Origin of the sequence: Streptomyces durocortorensis, assembly GCF_031760065.1 — a bacterium.
Classification (GTDB): Bacteria; Actinomycetota; Actinomycetes; order Streptomycetales; family Streptomycetaceae; genus Streptomyces.
Genome location: NZ_CP134500.1, coordinates 3497556 through 3515889, shown reverse-complemented (window position 1 = coordinate 3515889; position 18334 = coordinate 3497556). Strand labels below are relative to the sequence as shown.

Sequence of the window (18334 nt, the reverse complement as noted above, 5' to 3'; positions counted from 1 at the left end):
CGTCATGTCCCCTTGCCCTGTTGATCGATACGGGTTGACGCCATCGGGGGCCTGTGCAAGCCTCCCGGTGCTCCACTTCAGGCGACGGGGGACGACCATGCAAGCCGCCACGGAAACGTCATGACCGCACCGGCCTCGCCCGGGGTGTTCTCCCGCCCCTACCGGGCCCGCACGCTCGCGGTGAGCAGCACCTTCGTCCTGGTCGCGTTCGCCGGTCTGGCGCTGAGCACGGTGATGCCGATCGCTGTGCAGGATCTCGACGGACTCGGCCTGTATTCACTGGCGTTCGGCGGATTCCTCACCACCGGCATCGTGGGGACCGTGCTCGCGGGCGGCTGGTCCGACCGCCGGGGTCCCGCTCCCGCGCTCTGTGCCGGGCTGGCGTTCTTCTCCGGCGGCGCGCTGGTCTCCGGCTTCGCGGAATCGATCGTTCCCTTTCTGCTGGGGCGGTACGTGCAGGGTCTCGGCGGCGGTGCGGTCACCGTCGCGCTGTACGTGGTCGTGGGGCGCGCCTATCCGTCGGCGCTGCGGCCCCGGATGTTCTCGCTGATCACCGCGTGCTGGATCGTTCCCTCCATGGTGGGCCCGCCGATCGCCGGGGCGGTCGCCCAACGCCTCTCCTGGCACTGGGTGTTCCACGGCATCGCGGTCCTGGGGCTGCTCTCCCTGGCGCTGCTGGCCGGTCCGCTGGGGCGGCTGCGGCCCGCCGGGGACGAGGACGGCGAGAAGCCGGGCGGGCTGCGCGCGATGCCCGCACTGGCCGTCGCCCTGGGGGCGGGGCTGTTGCAGTACGCCGGGTCCCAGTCGGGCCTGCACCGTCTGGTCGCGGTGGCCGCCGGGCTGGTCCTGCTGGTGGTGTGGCTGCGCCCGCTGCTGCCCGCGCGCACGCTGCGGGCGGGGCGCGGCATCCCGTCGCTGGTGCTGCTGCGCGGCGTCTCGGCCGGGGTTTACTTCACCGTCGAGACCTACATCCCGCTGATGCTGGTCAACGAACGCCAGTGGTCGCCGGGGGCCGCCGGGATGTCGCTCACCGGGGCGGCCCTCACCTGGTTCGCCGCCTCCTGGCTCCAGGGGCACCCCCGGCTGCCCTGGCCGCGCGAGCGGGTCGTCCTGGCCGGTGCGCTGATCCACGCGGCGGGCGCGGCCGTGACCCTGAGCGGGGCGCTGCGGGCGATGCCCGCGGTGACCGTCGCCGTCGGGCTCCTGGTCGCCGGGTTCGGCATGGGGCTCCTGCTGCCCGGCGTCGGCGTCCTCACGCTCGAACACTCGCCCGTCGACGAGCAGGGCCGGAACTCGGCCTCGCTCCAGTTGTCCGACAGTCTGTCCAGCGTGCTGCTCGTGGGCCTGTGCGGGGCGCTGTTCAACGCGGCGCACGTGAGCGCGGGCCAGGACGCGGCAGCCTTCGCGGCGGTCTTCGGCACCGCCCTCGCGGTCGCCGCCGCGGCCGTTCCGATCGCCCGCAGAATCGCGGTGCCGCACACGGAGGAGAAGAAGAACCATGCGACGGTATGAGCTCGTCGGCAGGCGCGACATCCGCCTGGTCACCGATGCCCCGGTGCCGGTGCCGGGGCCGCTGGAGGTCCTGGTCCGGGTGCGGGCCTGCACGGTCTGCAACCGCAGTGACCTGGCGTACTACCACTACTACGGGGAGCGCGAGCACTGTGCCCAGGGCTGTTTCGGCCATGAGGTCGCCGGGGTCGTCGAGGCGGTCGGCCCCGGCGTCACCCGCGTGGCACCGGGGCGGCGCGTCTTCGTCCGCACCCCGCTGACCACCGGGTACGCCGAGTTCGCGCTGGCCCGCGAGATAGCCGTGGGGCTCCTCCCGGACGAGGTGCCCTTCGAGCAGGGCGCGATCCTGCAACTGCTGCCCCTGGCCGTCCACGCCACCCGGGGGGTGCGGCTCGGGGACCGGGTCGCGGTCATCGGCCAGGGCCCGGTCGGTCTGATGGCGCTGCGGATGGCGGCGCTGCGCGGGGCCTCCCGCATCACCGCCGTCGACCTGGACGACTGGCGCCTGGACCGGTCGGCCCTCCTCGGCGCCGACACCACCCGCCGGGTCGACGGCAGCGCCGCCGCGCTGCGGGAGGTCGCGGACGGTGTCGACGTGGCGATCGACGCGGTGGGCACGCCGACGACACTCAACGCCTGCGTCGACCTCGTACGGCAGAACGGGCTCGTGGTGATGCTCGGCACCCACCACGTGGACACCCACGTCACCCTCGACCTGGTCACCTGGGAGCGCAAGGGGCTGCGGGTCCACAGCTCGGCCGAGCCCCTCGACACCGCACGGGCGGAAGCCCTCGCCACCGCCGAACGGCTTGTACGGTCCAAGGAGTTGTACCTCCCGGAGCTCCTGACGCACACCTACCCGCTGGAGGACCTGCCCAAGGCGATGGAGCAGCTGTCGGCCAGCCGCGCGCTCTACCCGGACGGCGAGCAGGCCCCGTACGACGGGCCGCCGCACCGCACGCTGAAGGTAGCGGTCGTTCCGTGAGGTGGGGCATCGCCGGGCACGGTGACGTCGTGTCCCGGCGGGTGCTGCCCGCGCTGCGCGCGGCGGGCCAGGAGCCGGTGTTCCTGTGGGGGCGGGACGCCGGGCGCGCGGCCGCGGCCGCCCGGCGGTGGGGGGTCGCCGAGTCCGGCAGCGACCCCCGGGGCCTGCTGGCGGGCCTGGACGCGGTGTACGTCGCCACGCCCGTCGACCGCCATGTGCCGCTGGCAGCCCTGGCGTTGGATGCCGGACTGCCCGTGCTCGTGGAGAAGCCGCTGGCCGGTTCCCTGCGGCCCGGCGGCTCCGCGCTCGCCACGGGACGGGCGTGTGCGGGCGTCGCGTACTACCGCCGACTGGCCCCCGTCGTCAGGGAGTTGCGCCGCGCGTTGCGCGGCTGGTCGCCGGAGCGGGTGGAGGTGCGGTTCCGGTCCGCGTTCGAGCCGGGGCCCGGTCATCCGATGCGCTGGCGCACCGAGCGGGCCGTGGCGGGCGGCGGGGTGCTCGCCGACGCGGGCAGTCACCGCCTGGACCTGCTGCTGATGCTGTTCGGGAGGCCCGCCGGGATACGGGCCCGGCTGGGCCGGCGCTTCCCCGGAGGCGCCGAGCGCGCCGCCACCGTGGAGCTGGAGTGGGATACCGGGCTGCGGGCGCACTGCTCGGCGGAGTGGGGGGACGGGCCGCCGGAGGACCTGCTCGCCCTCCACAGCGGCGGGCGTTCCCTGACCCTGGACCCGCTGGATTCGGGGGAGTTGCTGGTCCGGGAGCCCGATGGCGTCCGGCGCGTCCGGTGCCCGCCGGACGCCAACCCCCATCTGCCGCTCGTCGCCGACTTCGTCGCGGCGGTGGCGGCCGGGCGGCCACCGGTGTGCCCGGTGGCCGAGGCCGTAGAGGTCGATGACGTCCTGGTGGCGGCGGAGCGGTCCGACGCCCTGGGCGGGGCGCAGGTCAGGCCGTGGCCGCCGTGAACTTCTCCCGGTCCCCGTAGCCGCGCTCCCGCGTCCAGCTCACGGGCTCGATATGGGCGTTGAAGGGCAGCCCGTCATCCCGGGTCATCGCGGGCCGGGGGTGGTCCAGGTGCAGCAGGGGGTCGTCGTAGCGGGTCAGGGGCGCGGCGGCGGCCAGCCGGGCGACCACGTCGTCGTCCTCGCCGCCCCACCCCTCGAACCGCTCGTCGAAGCCCCCCACCGCGTGGAAGACGTCCGCGCGCAGCCACACACAGCCGCCCGGCGGCTCCCGCAGCAGCAGACCGCGCAGCACGGCGTCGGGCACATCGGCGGCCCCCCGGCCGTTGCGCAGCCCGATGGCGTGCAGGGTGGACGGGCCGTCGAGCGAGAGCGACCAGCGGAACGGCAGATGGGTGCCGTGGCCGCCCTCGCGCAGCCGGGCGGTGTTGCGGGCGACGAAGTGGCGGTCGACGAGGATGTCCGCGTCCAGGACACAGACGTAGGAGGCGTCGCCGGTCGCCTCGACGACTCCGACGTTGACCGCCCACGCCTTGTTGAACAGACCGTCCTTGCGGGCGAAGACATAGCGGTCGACGACGCCTTCCAGCACCTCGCGGCTGCGCGGCTCGCTGTCGGTCTCCACCACCGTGACCCGGTGTCCGGGCCCGCCCTCCTGGTCGGCCAGGGCCTTCAGGCAGGCCAGCAGATTACGGGTCCGCAGCCCGCCGGAGCGGTCCCGGAAGGGGATCACCACGTGCACGGTCGCGGGCTCGGAGCGCGGCCGGGGCTCTGGCGGCTCCGGGGCCGCGGGGGGCTCCTGGGAGGTGTACTCCGCGCCGAGGTGGTAGTCGATCCAGATATGCCGGTCGGCCTCGGTCACGGCGTCGGCCAACTCGTTCCGCTGTACGGGGTGTTCCTCCAGCAGTCCGGCGAGGGACTCGCGCAGGGCGTGCTGGGGCGCGGTGTGCGTGGGGTCGGTGACGACGTCCCGGTAGGCGCGCTCGGAGGCCGGGGACGCGGCCACGAGGGCAGCGAGCGCGGCGTCCACCGTGCGGTAGTGCTCCTCGCTCTTGGCCCAGTAGTCGGCGGCGATGCCCGGCACGGCGGGGTCGTGGGCGAGGACCGCGTAGGCGGTGAGGCGGGCGGCGAGCCGGGGAACGGTCGGCTCGGGTGCGTGGGACACGGGGGTGCTCCGATCGGCTGGGGTCGGGTTCATGCTCCGTCGTCGGCCGACCACGGGGCGAGCCACCGCGGGTCGGGTGTGTCGTCCGAGCGGACGAATCTGACGTCGGCGGACAGACGCATGGCGTCGGTGGTGGTGTCCAGGGACGCGTGGACGATCTGCGGGACGTGCACCATGAGGTCCCCGGCGGCGAAGTCGGCCCACAGCCACCGCCGCCCCAGATGCCGGGCGGTCAGCTCCAGGTCGTGGGAGATCGGCCGCCGGTCGCCGGGGCGGTCCCCCTTCTCGCGCAGGGGTTCGTACTCCTCGGGCGCAAGGGTGTGGGAGCCCTCCAGGTAGACCAGCGAGCCGGTGCTCGGCGGGCAGTCGCCCACGGGTATCCACAGGGTGAGCACCCGGGGCGCGGGGGAGAGGGCGTTCATGTAGTCGAGGTCCACATGGGCCCGGGAGGCGAGCTGGGAGCCCCGGTGGAAGTGGCGCAGGATCTGCCGGGGCAGCATCCAGGCGTCCCCGCCGAGCAGCTTGCTTGCGAGGTCGGCGAGCAGCGGGTCGGCCACGAACTCCTGGAAGGCGGCCGACCGGACGAAGGCGTGGGCGGGATGCCCGGCGACACCGTACGCCGGGAGGCTCTCCGGCACGCTGCCGGAGAACAGCCCGTCCTCGGCGTCGGTCCCCTCGGCCAGGTAGCCGTCCGGGAAGAGCGAGAAGTAGGCGCCGCGCAGGCGCAGCACCTTGTCCCGGTCCAGTACGCCCGGCAGGTACAGATACCCGTCGGTGCGCAGGCGCTCGCGCAGCGCGGCCGGGTCGTCGGGCAGGCCCGCACCGGACCGCAGGGGCCCGAACAGGTCCGGCGAGAAGCGGATGGGTACGCCGTTGGAGTACAGCGTCGATTCCGGCATGGGGTGTCCTTCGGCACGGGCGAGCGGGCGGGGGTCCAGACCGTGGCGGCGGGGGAGGGCCGGTCAGTACACGCCCTCCACGGCTTCCTCCTCGCCGCCCTCGTCCTGCTCGAACGGGCGCACCGCCGCCACCCCGTCCCAGGGGAACCAGGGGTGCGGCCCCGTCCGGACGGCGCTGTCCCGCTCCAGCAGGTTGGGGATGAACAGGTCCTCCAGGAGCGTGGTGACCCGCACCCGGCCGCGCTCCCCGACGGGCAGTTCCCGCCACGGGTCGCCCGGGTCGACGACGGTCAGCACCGCGAAGGGCGGCGGCAGATGGTACGAGTGCGTGCTGCCGGGCGGCAGGAGGGGACCGCCCGGCACCGCGTCGGCCTGGAGGGCGTGGCCGACGAGCGTGTTGCCGTAGGTGTCGATCCACTGCACGCCCACGAGGTGCTCCTCGCGCAGGAACTGCGCCTCGGCCGGGGTGCAGGACGTTCCGCCGGTGCAGACGGCGCGGACCCCGTACGTGTGCAGGGGCTCGGGCAGCCGCATGGCCAGCTCGACGAGCAGCCGGGGGGTGGTGAAGAGGAGCGCGGGCCGCTCGGCGGTGAGCAGCGGCAGCGTCTGGGCGACCAGATGGTCGGTGTACGTGTCCGCCTCGCCGCCCGACCGCAGTGCGGCCTTCACCCAGCGCGGGTCGAAGTCGATGGCGTGCACCGCCCCGTTCCAGGAGTCCGCGAGACCCTCCACGAAGTGCCCGTAGGCGTGCGGTCCCATCGGGGTCATCGCGAGGACGTCGCCGCCGACGAGGCCGCGGGCCTCCAGCATGAGCCGGTAGATCTCCACGTCGTAACCGAGCCGGGTGACGTTGACGATCCGGCAGGGGGTGCCGGTCGTGCCGCCGGTCTCGAAGATCCGGAAGGGCCGGTCGCGGTAGCCGCGCGGCCTGAGGTCCCGGGCGCGGGCGGCGCGGAGTGAGGCCTTGTCGAAGAGGCCGAAGAGCTCCAGTGCCGCGAAGCCGTCGACGTCCTTCTCGGGGTCGAAGCCGAGGGAGTCGCGGCGGGAGACCCAGAACGGGGAGCCCGTCTCCGGCGAGAAGTGCCACCGCATCATGCGGCGCGTCCAGGCGTCGAGGTCCACGGTGAGTTCCGGGACGCGTTCGCGCATCGCCGGGTAGGCCGCGGCGGGCCCGGTCAGGGTGTTCGGGACGGTCGTCATGGGGTTCCCCTCCGGGCTGCCGCTGCGGGCAGCGGGCGGTACACGAACAGCGACCTGGCGGCGATCGCCTCGGCGGCCGGTCCGGTGGCCCGGACGACGGCGGCGAACGGGAACGGGACCTCGTGGCCGAGCAGCGGGTGATCGGGCGGGCCGTGCCGGCCGTGCGGCTCGTGCGGTCCTCCGTCGACCAGCACCAGATGCGCGGTGACGTACGCATCGCCCTCCGCGGTCTCCACGACCGGCGGCCTGCGGGTGAGCAGCCGGTCGCCCGGCCGCATCAGGTCCGGCACGGAGCGGGCCGCCCGGGCGGCCGCCCCCGGCTCCCGGAACGCGGTCAACGGCCATGTCCCGCCCGGAAGTTCCGGGCACATCGCGTCGAGTCGGGCCGCCAGGGCGTGGGCCAGCGGTTCGGCCGGGCCCGCGGTGACGACCGTACGCACGTTGCTGCAGAACCGCCCGGAGTCGGCGGCGACCAGCGGCAGCAGCCAGTCGACCGCCGCTTCGGTCCCCAGGTCCTCGGGCACCAGCGCACAGCCCCGGCCGGGGCCGTGCAGGGTGAGACCGGCCGAGGCCCGGACGGAAGCGGCGAGCGAGGAGCCGCCGAAGACCACGTGCCGGTCGGTGAGCCGGATCAGGCCGCGCAGCGCGCCCTGCGCCGTCGGGTAGAGGGAGATCCGCTCCGGCGGCCAGCCCACCGCCAGCAGGGCGGCGAACAGCCGGGCGGCGGAGAGCGGTTCGCGTCGGCTGGGGCGCACCCATACGGCCGCCGAGCGTTCGAGCTGTTCGAGGACCGCTTCCAGGCAGGTGAAGGTGTTGCCGGGCAGCGAGACGAGGGCCAGGGCGGTGTCCGGCGACGGTTCGGGGCGTTCCGTCAGGGTCGAACGGAGCATCCCGCACCAGCGCTCGGCCAGCGGGCCGGGTATCCCGGCCGTCTCCCACAGGGCGTCCCTGAAGTCCTCGCCGCTCTGCGGCCCGAGCCCCCCGATGTCGAGGGTTCCGTGCTCGAACAGCTCCAGTGCGCGCAGCAGCAGTCGGCGTCGGCCCGTCGGTGCGGGCGGCAGGCCGGGGGCGACGGTGTCCCAGCGGCGGCGGTCGGCGGCGGCCACGATCTCCGGGACGAGGGCGAGGTGCGTCCCCGTGGGCCCGGGGAGCGGCGCGGTGTCGAGGGACGGATGCCAGTGGCCGCGGCGGAAGGCGTGGAGGAGGCGGCTCACGGCAGCTCGCTGCGGAGCGCCGAGACCACCCGTATCTGTTCGGCGTGGGTGAGAGAGGGGTACAGCGGCAGCGCGATGTGGTGGCGGGCGAACCACCGGCCGCGCGCGAAGGTCTCCTCCGGGTCCGTTCCGTCGTCGCGGAAATGCGGGTGGTCGCACAGGAGACGGTCGTAGACCTCGCCCGCGAGCTGGATGCCGTGCCGTTCCCGCAGCCGCTGCTTCAGCGCGTCGCGGTCCACGGAACTGTCCGGGTACACCAGGTACTTGTAGTAGTTGCTCCGGGAGTCCCCGGGCACCGCGTGCGCCCGCAGGGAGCTGACGCCGTCGAGCAGGGTGTCGTAGTGGGCGGCGAGCGACCGCCGCCGGGCCAGGGTCCCGGCGAAGCGCTCCAGATCCACGGTGCCGACGGCGGCGTGCAGTTCGCTGAGCCGCCAGTTGCTGCCCGGCCGGTCGTGCAGGGTGGAGCCCTGGGCGCTCTTGCCGTGGTCGCGCCAGCGCCGTACGTCCTCCCGGTCCTCCGGCGCGGCGGAGGTGAGCAGCCCGCCCTCACCGCTGATGGCGACCTTGGTGGGGAAGAACGAGAACGCGCCGAACCGGCCGAGGCTGCCCGCCGGGCGGTCGCCCAGAGTGCTGCCGAAGGCGTGCGCCGCGTCCTCCAGTACGGGGATGCCGCGCTCCGCGCACGCGGCGAGGACCCCGTCGACGGCCGGGGAGACGATCCCGCCGATGTGGACGGGCACCACGGCCGCCGTGTCCGGATACCGCTCCAGTGCGGTGCGCAGGGCGTCCGGGTCCATGCCGAGTCCGTCGGGTTCCATGTCGACGAAGCGGGCGCGGGCCCCGGCGCGCACGGCCGCGGCCGCGGTCGCGAAGAACGTGTTGACGGGGACGAGGACCGTGCGGCCCGCCACGCCGATGGTCCGCAGGGCGATCTCCAGGGCGGCCGAGCCGGAGGCGACGGCGACGCCCGGGGTGCCGGTCCACGTACGGCTCAGCTCCTCGAAGCGGGCGACCAGCGGGCCCTGGGTGAGGACGCCGGAGGCCAGTGCCCCGTCGACGTGCTCCAGCACGGTGCGCCGGTCGGTGACGTCGAAGCGGATGCGCTGGGCGGGCACGGGGGCCGGGTGCGCCGGGGCGTCGGCCAGTTCCCGGGCGAAGAACTCCGCCGCGTGGCCCGCGTGCGTGCCGTGCCCCATGGGGAGTTCGAGGATGTCGGGCTTCGGGGCGCCCGCCGTCTCGTAGCCCAGGCGGACCGTATCGGCGGCGGCGCGGGTGTCGGCCGTCTCCAGATAGGGGTCCGCTGTGCCGTACTGGAGCTGGAGGGGCGCGGGGGCCAGGGCCGTATAGAGGTCGGGGAGGTCGGCGTGTTCGAGGATGCCGGGCAGGGCCGCCCCCTCGAATCCGGTGAACAGCCGCCCGTACAGTGCCGGATAGGTGCCGAGGTGGCTCGCCGCGCAGACGGGGAGGGGCCGGTCGCTCAGCAGCGCGGTGTGCAGGGCGACGGCCGCGCCCAGGCTGTGGCCGAACAGCCCGGTGCGGTCCGCGTCGGCCAGCGGGTGGCTGCGCAGTACGTCGAGGGCTCCGAGCGCGTCGCCGACGAGGGCGCCGAGCAGCGAGCGGCCGGTGAGTGCGAAGGCGTGGGCGAGCAGGGCCCCTTCGTCGCGGCCCGTGAGCCGCTCAGGGTCGAGCCCGCCGCCGATGCCGTACGCGAAGGTCAGGGTGGTGAACCCGGCCCGGGCCAGCCGTTCGGCCACGTTGCGGTCGGGGTGGTCGGGGGGTGTCTCGCCGGTGAGGTGGTCCAGCCGGGCGTTCTTCCCGCCGAGGACGAGGATGCCCGGGCGAGGGGCGGTTTCCTCGTCCTCGGGGGAGAGCAGGACGGCGGGGAACTCGCCGCGTGCCGGGGAGCCGAGGGTCATCCGCTCGCGCCGCAGCCCGTTCGACACGGTGACGGTGGAGGCGGTGACGCGGACGTCGCGGTGGGCGTCCTCGACCCGGGCCAGGCGCTCGACCCGGGAGCGGAGCGGGGCGGGGTGACCGGTGGGCCCGGTGTCGAGGAGCCGGCGCAGGGAGCTGATCTGCATGGTGATGGTGGGACCGGTTTCGTGAGAGGGGAGCGGAAGGCCCTGGACACCAGGGGCTGGGCGGTCGGCCCGGCCCTGTGACGTCGGGTCAGATGAAGTCGGCGTGCAGGGTGCTGGGGACTTCCACGGCGTAGGAGTCCAGCGCCCGGTCCAGCTGGATCTGACCGCGGTGCAGATGCTCCAGCAGCTCGTTCTGCGGCCGGTAGAAGCACGACTTGCACAGGTCCGTACGGCGGGGGTTGGCAGCCTCCCACTCGGCGCGCGGGCCGCCCTCCAGCACTTCCGCGTAACCCTGGTCCAGCACGTTGCCGATCAGATAGCGGCTGTTGAGGTGGACCTGCGGGCACGGGTAGAGGTTTCCGTCGGCGCCGACCGCCGTCACGAACCGGCTGTAGTGGCACCGCTCGAAGTCGCCTTCGACATCCTCGACCTGGTCCATCGGACCCCGGTCGAGCTTGGGTACGGAGACCTCGTAGTCGTCGGTGGACAGCTCCGCGGCCTCCCGGAGGGCCTCGGTGATCTCCGGCATGACCGCCTCGATGGTCTCGTGGCCGAGGGCGCTGTAGAACTCCGGCTCGAAGCGGACGTAGTGGGCCCCGGACGCCAGGCCGATGCGGGCGGCGTCGAGGATCTCCCGGTGGTTCGCCTGCGTGATGACGAAGTTGAAGCCGATCCGGAAGTCCGGCGCCACCGCGGTCTCGCGCAGCCGTCCCACGGCACCGATGAAGGACGCGAAGGTCTGCTCACGGTCCCGGGTGATCTCGTTGAACGTGGCCTCGGTCCCGGCGTTCAGCCCGATGCGCACCCAGGTGTGGGTGTCCGCGACGGCCTCGGCGATGGCCGGGCGGCCGAGCCGGGAGCCGTTGGTGATCAGCCCGATGCGCAGCCCGGCCTCGTTCGCGGCCCGGCTGATCTGCGCGTACCCGGGGTGGATGGTGCACTCGCCGCTGCCGCAGAAGGTCACGGCGCGGCCGTCGTTGGCCGCGAACTCCCGCATCAGGGTGACGGCCTTGTCGGTCTTGATGGAGTCCTTGAACGAGAACAGGTCGTAGAACTGCTCCTCGTTGGGGGAGTGGAAGTTGCAGAAGTTGCACCGCATGTTGCAGGCGCCCATGATCCCGATCCGCATATGGATCGGTTTGAACTCGTCGCCCGCCACGAACCGCCTCAGCAGGTCGCCGTGGGCCATGACCTTCTGGGGGGAATGGGCCTGATCGAGGCTGACGGGGAGCAGCGGAACCGGATCTTCCGAAACTTTCGCAGCACTGTCCTGAGAATCACCAAAGCTATTCACGGAACCCCCCAAATATGGCTGTTCAGCCGCCTATTCGATGACCTTGCTCCCGACCCTAGGAGCAGCTTCTCAGGGGTGTCAACAGTCAGGCTCCGACGGGGATTTCATGGATCGATACCCTCGTCGAGAACTCCGGCTTTGGCGATGAGATAGGCGAGCTGGGCGCGGCTGCGGCTGTTGAAGATCTCCGACGCCTTGCGCACATGGGTGGCCACGGTGCGGACGCTCATGCCGAGCCGCCCGGCGATGGCCTCGTCGGTATAGCCGTTGACCATGAGCTGAAGGACGGACCTGCGTGTTTCGTCGGCGAGCAGCGGCGGTCGGTGCGCGCCGGGGGAGTACTGGAGCGGGGTGGCGCGTTCCCAGGCGTGCTCGAACATGCCGACGAGATAGCGGATCAGTCCCGGATGCTCTATGGCCAGGGCGGTCTGGCTCCGCTGTTCTCCCGGGTCGGGCACGAAGGCAATTCGCTGGTCGCACACGATGATCCGGTCGAACACCTCGTCCAGTGTCCGTACTTCCGCCCCTGCGGCCGATATCTGCTCGACGTAAAACAGAGTGGGGCTGTGGGTGCGCACGGTGTGCTGATAGATCGTGCGCTGCCGCACCCCGCGGGCGAGCGCCGGAAGATCGGTGTCGAGCGCTTTCGCCAGCAGTTCCTGCGGTCTGCCGCCACCGGGCTGGGCGGTGAGCAGTTCCTCCTGGCAGGACTCCACGGCCGAGGCGAGCGTGGTGCTGATGATGTCCGCGCCGCTGATCACACGGGCGGCCTGGACCCCGTCCTCGCGGTAGGTGTCGCGGTAGACCTGCTCGGCACGCTGGATCGATGTGCGTACGGCGTCGAGCGCGTGCTGCTGCCGGTCGATGGCCGCTTCCATCGGCCGCACCAGGCTGCCGGCGGCCAGCCCCGGCGGAATGGCGACCAGTCGGCCGTCCTCGGTGCGCCGCAGAAGTCCCAGGCGCGTCAGGCACTCGGGGCATTCCTGATTTATTGAGTGACCTTTCAAAAATCGCGCGTAGAACTCCAGCCCCCTCTCGCAGATCTCAGACGCCTGGACATTATTCAGTTTGTCCGCTTTCGTGCACATCTGTACATCCTTCAGGTTCTCGCGATGCATGATCATGCCACAAATTTCCCCTGTCGCAAGGTTGAAACGAGCAGCAAGATTCTCGGCAGGCAACACGACAACTCGACCCGGCGTTGACGACGGGTAAACACAGGGGGCAGCTGCATGTTCAGGAACACGAATTTCCTTAAGGTCATCGGCGCGTTTGCCATTGCCGCTTCCGTGGCTCTCGGATCGTTCACCGCGATTTCTTCCGAGCCGCAGTCCGTGGTCACCGCCTCGTCCGTCGGGACGGATGACTCGCAGTGGGGATGACCTCCTCGGTCCGCTCGATGTTTGTCACTCGTAAATCCAGCTGCAGGGTGGTCAGGAATGCGCACAGAAGGAAATGAAGGCGTCATCGTCGCGCCCGCCGATGCCGTACGGGTGAGGGCGCGGGTCGAGGTCCCGATCAATGTTCCCGGCCTGGGACGCCGGCCGAGCACCATGGTCAGTTTTCATGGGCTGCACGACAACCGCGAGCACATCGCCGTCCTCCTCCCCGGCTGGGACAGGAGGAGCGATCCGCTGGTCAGGGTGCATTCCGAATGCCTTACCGGCGACGTTTTCGGCTCGCAGCGCTGCGACTGCGGCCCGCAGCTCCACGAGGCCCTCGCGATCTGCTCGCACGAGGGCGGCATCATCCTGTACCTGCGGCAGGAGGGGCGCGGTATCGGCCTCTACAACAAGTTCGACGCCTACCTCCTTCAGGACCAGGGCCTCGACACCTTCGAAGCGAACGCGGTCCTCAACTTCGGCCACGACATGCGGGACTACCGGGTGGCGGCCGAAATGCTGCGGGCCCTGGATGTCCCCGAGATCCGGCTCCTCTCCAACAACCCCGAGAAGGGCGCCCAGTTGAGGGCACACGGCGTCGGGATATCCGACATCGTCCCGACCGGGACCTTCGTCAACGAGAACAACCACGCCTACCTGACGGCCAAGCGCGAACGAGCCGGTCATGCCCTTGAGGTCTGAGGCGCAAGTCGGCCCCGCTGGAGATGTGACTCCGTATGAACAGGCCGCCATGCGCCGGGCATTGGAGCTCGCCGCGGGGCGGGTGGGATCGACCGGCGTCAATCCGGCGGTCGGCTGCGTCCTCCTCGACGCGGACGGCACCACCCTCGCCACGGGCGTCCACCGCGGCCCCGGTACGCCGCACGCGGAGGCCGACGCGCTGCGGCAGGCGCGGGGACGCTCCCGTGGCGCCACCGCCGTGGTCACCCTGGAACCCTGCGACCACCAGGGCCGTACGGGCCCCTGCTCCCGCGCGCTGATCGAGGCCGGGGTCCGGCGCGTCCTGTACGCGGTGCCCGACCCGAACCGGGTCGCGGCCGGTGGCGCCCGACGCCTGGCGGAGGCCGGCATCGACGTCGTCGGCGGGGTCCTGAGGGAGGAGGCCGAAGCCGTCCTGGAGATGTGGCTCACCGCCGTACGAACCGGACGGCCCTTCGTCACCTGGAAGTTCGCCACCACCCTGGACGGCCGCAGCGCCGCCGCCGACGGCTCCTCCCGCTGGATCAGCTCCGCCGAGTCCCGGGCCGACGCACACGCACTGCGCGCCCGGCACGACGCGATCCTCGTCGGGTCCGGCACCTGGCGGGCCGACAACCCCCGTCTCGACCTGCGCCACGGCGTCGTGGGACAACCGCCCCTGAGGGTGGCGCTGGACGCCCGGGGCGAACTGCCGCCGGACTCCCGGCTGCTGGACGGAGACATCCCCACGCTCGTGGTGACTGAGCCCGGCACCGGACTCACGGGCGTCGACGAGGAGAACGTCCTGCGTCTGAAGACCGACGCACGCGGACGCTTCCCCCCGCTCGGCCTGCTCGAAGCGCTCGGCACCCGCGGCGTGCGCTCCGTGCTGGTCGAGGGCGGCCCCGCGCTCGCCTCCGCCTTCGTCACCGCGGGGCTCACCGACCGCGTCGTCGCCTACGTCGCACCACTGCTGCTGGGCTCCGAGGGCGTCAGCGCCGTCGGCGAGCTGGGCGTCGGATCGATAGGTGAGGCGCACCGGCTCCGCATCACCGCCGTGGACCGGATCGGAAGTGATCTGCGGGTCGAACTCCGGCCCGCCGCCTGGACCAGAGGAACACAGTGACTGGATTTCTCCTCCCCAACGCCCGTCTCGCACCACGGGAGCAGCCCAGGGCCGACGCGTCGGAGCTGCCCCCGGTCACCCTCCTCATCCCCTTCTACCGGGAGACCCCGGAGATCCTGCGGCGCTCAGCGGGGATGCTCCAGTTCCTGGACTACCCGCACGAGAAGCTGTCCGTGCGCTGGCTCGTGGACGCTCGCCGGTCCGAGGACGTGGCGGCCGCCGAGGCGGTCGCCGGGTCGGCCCGGGCCGGCTTCGGCGGTGACCTGCGGGTGGTGGCCGTTCCCTCGATGACCCCGAAGGCGAAGGCCCTCAACCACGTGCTCCGCGAGGTCGACGACCCGTTCGTCGCCGTCTACGACGCGGACACCGTCCCGGACCCGGGCCAGCTCCGCCAGGCCGTCGCCGCGCTGGAGGCCCGCGACCTCGACGTCGTCGACGCCATCGAACTGCCCGAGGCGGGCGGCGACCTGGTCAACCGGATCACCCTCGCGCAGTCGGCCGCGTTCTTCGGGGCCATGGAGTACGTCAACCGCCGCACCGGCATGCACATGCTGCTCGGCAGCTCGATCTACTTCCGCCGCAAGGCGCTGGAGGAGGTCGGACCGCTCTGCGAGGACGGCGTCGAGGAGCTGTACGAGTGGGCGGTGCGGGCCGCCGCCGCCGGCGTACGCATGGGGCGCATCGTCTCCTTCTCGTACGGCACCCGGACCTCGGTGGTCGGGCCCGCGCTGCGCCAGCGCACCCGGTGGATCCGGGGCCAGCTCGACATCGGCTTCCGGTTCCTGGGCGGGGAGCCGCTGCCTGCCCGGCCGCGGACCGCCGTGACGCTGATGACCCTCAGCCTGCTCGGCCAGCTCAGTGTGCTGCCCGTGATGGCCGGGGCCGTGCGCTACCGCTCGCTCCGCCTGCCCGCCGCCGCGCTGCTCGCCGGAGAGGCGCTGCGCATCCGCAGCGTCTCCCGCGACCCGGTGTGGGAGGTCCTCCGGGTCGGTTCGGGGTGGGTGTTCCTGCTGCCGTTCGAGCTCCTGGAGTCGACTTCGGCCTGGCGGGCGGTCTGGGAGCTGGCGACGGGCCGTGACACCTGGCACTCGGTCCGGCCGGAGGCGGGGAGGAGCCCGACGCCGGGGGAGGGCGCGACGACGACCGGGAGGGACATGACGGCGACGGGGGAGAGCCCGACGCCGGGGAAGGGCCCGACATGATCGATCTGGGTCTGCCCCGCATCCCGCAGCGCGGCCGTATCTTCTCCTCCGTCTTCATCGACACCTTCGGCTGGGGCCTGTTCGCCCCGCTGGCCTTCCTCTACTTCTCCTTCGGCACCGGGCTGTCCTTCTCGGCCATCGGCTCGGCGGTCAGCGCCGGAACGCTCGCCTCCCTGCCGGTGGCCCTGCTGGCGGGCTGGCTCGTCGACCGGTTCTCCCCGAAGTCCGTGCTGGTGGCCAGCAACCTGGTCACGGCAGTGGGCTACGGCCTCTACCCGTTCGCCTCCGAGTGGATGCTGATCGCGGTGGCGACGTTCCTCGTGATGGCCGGGGACCGGCTGTACTGGGCGAGCTGGCCGGTGATCGTGGTGGACCTGGCATCGGGCCGCAAACTCGACGCCACCTACGCGGCGGTCGGGACCATCAAGAACTTCACCGTCGCCACCGGGGCCCTGGCCAGCTCCGGACTGACCATCCTCTTCGGCCGGGGCGCCGCCGACCTGGTCCTGGCCCTGAACGTGGTCACCTCGCTCGTCGCGGCGGTGCTCCTGGCCGGGGTACGCGTCTCGTCGAACCGTCCGGCCAAGGAGGCGGGCGGCGGGGGGAAGGAACCCGGCTGGCGGGCCGCGTTCCAGGACCACGCGTTCACCGGCTTCTGCTTCTCCTTCATGCTCCTGACCTTCGCCTGGGCGCTGCCCGCGACGATCCTGCCCGCCTATGCGGTGGAGATCATGAAGCTGCCCGGCTGGGCGCCCGCCTTCTTCCTCGGCATCAACAGCGTCGCCATCATGCTCGCCCAGATGCCGGTGACGGCGAAGGTCTCCCACGTCCCCCGGCAGCGGCTGATCGTCCGGGCCGGACTGATCTTCGCCGTGGTCTTCGCCGGGCTGTACCTGGTGACCGAACTCCCGGCGACCACCGCGATCGTGGTGCTAGTCCCCGTGATGCTGATCTTCACGCTCGGCGAGATGATCAGCCTGCCCGCGGCCAACGCCCTGGTGGCGAGCAGTGCGCCCGCCGCGATCCGCGGCCGGTACATGTCGCTCTTCCAGCTCTCCTGGGGAATCTCCGGCCTCTTCATCCCCTTGCTCGCCGGATTCGTACTCGACCGCGGGGCCCTGTGGGTGTGCGCCGCGTTCGGCGGGATCGCCCTGCTGGCGGCGGTCGGGGTCCAGGTCACCGCGTACCGGATCGCCCCGGTCGGCACGGAGGAGGAGGCGGCGGAACCGCACGACGAGCCGTACGACGGACCGGCCTCCCCCGGGAGCGGCCCGGACGCCGGACTCGCCCCCGTAACCACGAAGGATGTGACATGACAGAGACGTCCCGGTACCCCGGCATCAGGGTCATGGCGCACCCCCGGCGGCGGAAGCAGGCGGAAGCCCTGCTGGCCGAGCTGGACGCCGGAGCCCGACCGCCGTACGCCGAAGGTCCGCACGCCGACGACCGGCTCCCCGCCGACGACCCGCTGCTCGTCCTCGATCCGGACCCGGACGGTCCGCCGAGCCCCCTGCGTACGGCGGCGGCCGCCTGGGCCGGACCGTACGGCACGGCCAGCCACCGGCTCGTCCTCCAGGACGACGTCCTGCCCGCCGAGGGCTTCCTGGACCTGGTGGCCAAGTCCATCGGGAACCGGCCCCACGACCCCATCGCCTTCTACAGCAACTGGAACCACTGGAACGGTTCGGCCGTGCGGCTCGCCGCACTCAGCGGAGCCGGCTGGGCCCGGGCGATCCCGGACGAGTACGCGCCCTCGCTCGCCGTGGCGCTTCCCCGCGCCCTGGCCGAGCAATTCGCCGACTACGCGAAGGAGTTGCTGCAAGGCGACACGCCTCCGGACGACGAGGCCCTGGCCGCGTTCCTGCGGGGGCGCGACACCGCCCTGGTCATCGCCGTGCCCAACCTGGTCGAACACAAGGGGGGCGACAGCCTGGTGGGCAACGACAACCAGGGGCCCAGGCTCTCGCCCTGCTTCGTGGACGACGCGCCGGGCGCCCGGCGGACCGGGACGGGCACGCTGGGGGCGCTGGACTTCTACCCCCACTTCTTCAAGGGGCACGTCTACGGCCTCACCCCCACGGGACCCGGCGGCCGTTACGTCAAGAGCTACTGGGACGAGAGCGTCCAGACGCTGGGCATCGACCCCGACCGGATCAGGGAACTGGCCCGGTGGGAGCCGACCCCCGCGATGCTGTTCCGCGACCTGGCGGGCGCCGGACTCCAGATCCACCACGCCACCGCTGCCTGGACCGCGGCCGTGCTGTACGGGGCCACCCTGGAACGCCTCATGGCCACCACGGGCACCGCCCCGGCCGCCGGCCGGACGCCGGACCCCGCTGTCCGCGCGCGTGCCGTCGAGACCATCCCGCTGGGCGGTCTGGCACAGGTGGTCGGACTCCCGCTGCTGCGCCGGGTCATGGACCCGCTGCGCAGGCTGACCGAGGAGGGCCTGAACGCCGGTGCGGAACTGGCGTCGGCCGCGACGCCCCTCGGCACCGCTCCCTAGACCTGCCCGCCCCGGACCTGTTCTCCCTGGGCCCGCCCTCCTTCGACCTGCTCGCCCCTAGACCTGCTCTCCCTCTCCACCTCTTCCCACCTCTTCCTTCCTCAGCCCATCCA

15 protein-coding genes are annotated in these 18334 nt (G+C 72.4%); 8 read left to right on the top strand and 7 right to left on the bottom strand.

Annotated elements, in window-relative coordinates; all coding sequences use genetic code 11:
- Positions 1-120 precede the first annotated feature (120 nt).
- From RI138_RS15490 to RI138_RS15480, 3 genes are read left to right on the top strand one after another with little or no spacing between them, the layout of a single operon-like run.
- Entirely contained in the window at positions 121-1512 is a 1392-nt protein-coding gene (locus RI138_RS15490) for an MFS transporter (RefSeq protein ID WP_311120406.1), read from the top strand.
- Positions 1499-2494, top strand: a complete 996-nt coding sequence (locus RI138_RS15485) for a zinc-dependent alcohol dehydrogenase (RefSeq protein WP_311120405.1) — start codon at positions 1499-1501, stop codon at positions 2492-2494. The genes RI138_RS15490 and RI138_RS15485 overlap by 14 nt, the downstream gene beginning before the upstream one ends.
- Positions 2491-3456 carry a Gfo/Idh/MocA family protein gene (locus RI138_RS15480; RefSeq protein WP_311120404.1) on the top strand — a complete coding sequence of 322 codons (966 nt, stop codon included), beginning with the start codon at positions 2491-2493 and terminating at the stop codon, positions 3454-3456. Before RI138_RS15485 ends, RI138_RS15480 begins: the two co-directional genes overlap by 4 nt.
- Here the strand turns inward: RI138_RS15480 and RI138_RS15475 are convergent.
- From RI138_RS15475 to RI138_RS15445, 7 genes are all read right to left on the bottom strand, one after another.
- Entirely contained in the window at positions 3437-4618 is a 1182-nt protein-coding gene (locus tag RI138_RS15475) for a glycosyltransferase family 2 protein (RefSeq protein ID WP_311120403.1), read from the bottom strand. The two genes, RI138_RS15480 and RI138_RS15475, sit on opposite strands and share 20 nt — an antisense overlap.
- Positions 4619-4647: 29 nt before the next feature.
- The gene (locus RI138_RS15470; protein WP_311120402.1) at positions 4648-5517 is read right to left on the bottom strand and encodes a phytanoyl-CoA dioxygenase family protein; all 870 of its coding nucleotides are present in this window, start codon (positions 5515-5517) and stop codon (positions 4648-4650) included.
- Between the two features lie 63 nt (positions 5518-5580).
- Positions 5581-6717: a hypothetical protein gene (locus RI138_RS15465; RefSeq protein ID WP_311120401.1), complete on the bottom strand. Its 1137-nt coding sequence runs from the start codon at positions 6715-6717 to the stop codon at positions 5581-5583.
- Positions 6714-7931: a hypothetical protein gene (locus RI138_RS15460; protein ID WP_311120400.1), complete on the bottom strand. Its 1218-nt coding sequence runs from the start codon at positions 7929-7931 to the stop codon at positions 6714-6716. Before RI138_RS15460 ends, RI138_RS15465 begins: the two co-directional genes overlap by 4 nt.
- Complete coding sequence (locus RI138_RS15455) at positions 7928-10012, bottom strand: DegT/DnrJ/EryC1/StrS family aminotransferase (protein WP_311120399.1); 2085 nt, start codon at positions 10010-10012, stop codon at positions 7928-7930. Before RI138_RS15455 ends, RI138_RS15460 begins: the two co-directional genes overlap by 4 nt.
- Before the next feature lie 88 nt (positions 10013-10100).
- Entirely contained in the window at positions 10101-11201 is a 1101-nt protein-coding gene (locus RI138_RS15450) for a radical SAM protein (RefSeq protein WP_311120398.1), read from the bottom strand.
- Positions 11202-11410: 209 nt separating this feature from the next.
- Positions 11411-12430: a helix-turn-helix transcriptional regulator gene (locus RI138_RS15445; protein ID WP_311120397.1), complete on the bottom strand. Its 1020-nt coding sequence runs from the start codon at positions 12428-12430 to the stop codon at positions 11411-11413.
- Positions 12431-12745: 315 nt separating this feature from the next.
- On the opposite strand from RI138_RS15445, the gene RI138_RS15440 reads away from it, so the two are divergent.
- From RI138_RS15440 to RI138_RS15420, 5 genes are read left to right on the top strand one after another with little or no spacing between them, the layout of a single operon-like run.
- Complete coding sequence (locus RI138_RS15440; RefSeq protein ID WP_311120396.1) at positions 12746-13390, top strand: GTP cyclohydrolase II; 645 nt, start codon at positions 12746-12748, stop codon at positions 13388-13390.
- Between the two features lie 49 nt (positions 13391-13439).
- Positions 13440-14513, top strand: a complete 1074-nt coding sequence (gene ribD, locus RI138_RS15435; RefSeq protein WP_311120395.1) for a bifunctional diaminohydroxyphosphoribosylaminopyrimidine deaminase/5-amino-6-(5-phosphoribosylamino)uracil reductase RibD — start codon at positions 13440-13442, stop codon at positions 14511-14513.
- Positions 14510-15715, top strand: a complete 1206-nt coding sequence (locus RI138_RS15430; protein ID WP_311120394.1) for a glycosyltransferase family 2 protein — start codon at positions 14510-14512, stop codon at positions 15713-15715. The genes ribD and RI138_RS15430 overlap by 4 nt, the downstream gene beginning before the upstream one ends.
- Positions 15712-17031, top strand: a complete 1320-nt coding sequence (locus tag RI138_RS15425; protein ID WP_311120393.1) for an MDR family MFS transporter — start codon at positions 15712-15714, stop codon at positions 17029-17031. The genes RI138_RS15430 and RI138_RS15425 overlap by 4 nt, the downstream gene beginning before the upstream one ends.
- Positions 17028-18221, top strand: a complete 1194-nt coding sequence (locus RI138_RS15420; RefSeq protein WP_311120392.1) for a hypothetical protein — start codon at positions 17028-17030, stop codon at positions 18219-18221. The genes RI138_RS15425 and RI138_RS15420 overlap by 4 nt, the downstream gene beginning before the upstream one ends.
- The last annotated feature ends 113 nt before the right edge of the window (positions 18222-18334 follow it).

Bases quoted from the DNA above. Each gene is read 5' to 3' on its own strand.
- RI138_RS15490 (WP_311120406.1), top strand. From the start codon at position 121: ATGACCGCACCGGCCTCGCCCGGGGTGTTCTCCCGCCCCTACCGGGCC.
- RI138_RS15485 (WP_311120405.1), top strand. From the start codon at position 1,499: ATGCGACGGTATGAGCTCGTCGGCAGGCGCGACATCCGCCTGGTCACC.
- RI138_RS15470 (WP_311120402.1), bottom strand. From the start codon at position 5,517: ATGCCGGAATCGACGCTGTACTCCAACGGCGTACCCATCCGCTTCTCG.
- RI138_RS15465 (WP_311120401.1), bottom strand. From the start codon at position 6,717: ATGACGACCGTCCCGAACACCCTGACCGGGCCCGCCGCGGCCTACCCG.
- RI138_RS15455 (WP_311120399.1), bottom strand. From the start codon at position 10,012: ATGCAGATCAGCTCCCTGCGCCGGCTCCTCGACACCGGGCCCACCGGT.
- RI138_RS15450 (WP_311120398.1), bottom strand. From the start codon at position 11,201: ATGGCCCACGGCGACCTGCTGAGGCGGTTCGTGGCGGGCGACGAGTTC.
- RI138_RS15445 (WP_311120397.1), bottom strand. From the start codon at position 12,430: ATGATCATGCATCGCGAGAACCTGAAGGATGTACAGATGTGCACGAAA.
- RI138_RS15440 (WP_311120396.1), top strand. From the start codon at position 12,746: ATGCGCACAGAAGGAAATGAAGGCGTCATCGTCGCGCCCGCCGATGCC.
- ribD (WP_311120395.1), top strand. From the start codon at position 13,440: ATGCGCCGGGCATTGGAGCTCGCCGCGGGGCGGGTGGGATCGACCGGC.
- RI138_RS15425 (WP_311120393.1), top strand. From the start codon at position 15,712: ATGATCGATCTGGGTCTGCCCCGCATCCCGCAGCGCGGCCGTATCTTC.
- RI138_RS15420 (WP_311120392.1), top strand. From the start codon at position 17,028: ATGACAGAGACGTCCCGGTACCCCGGCATCAGGGTCATGGCGCACCCC.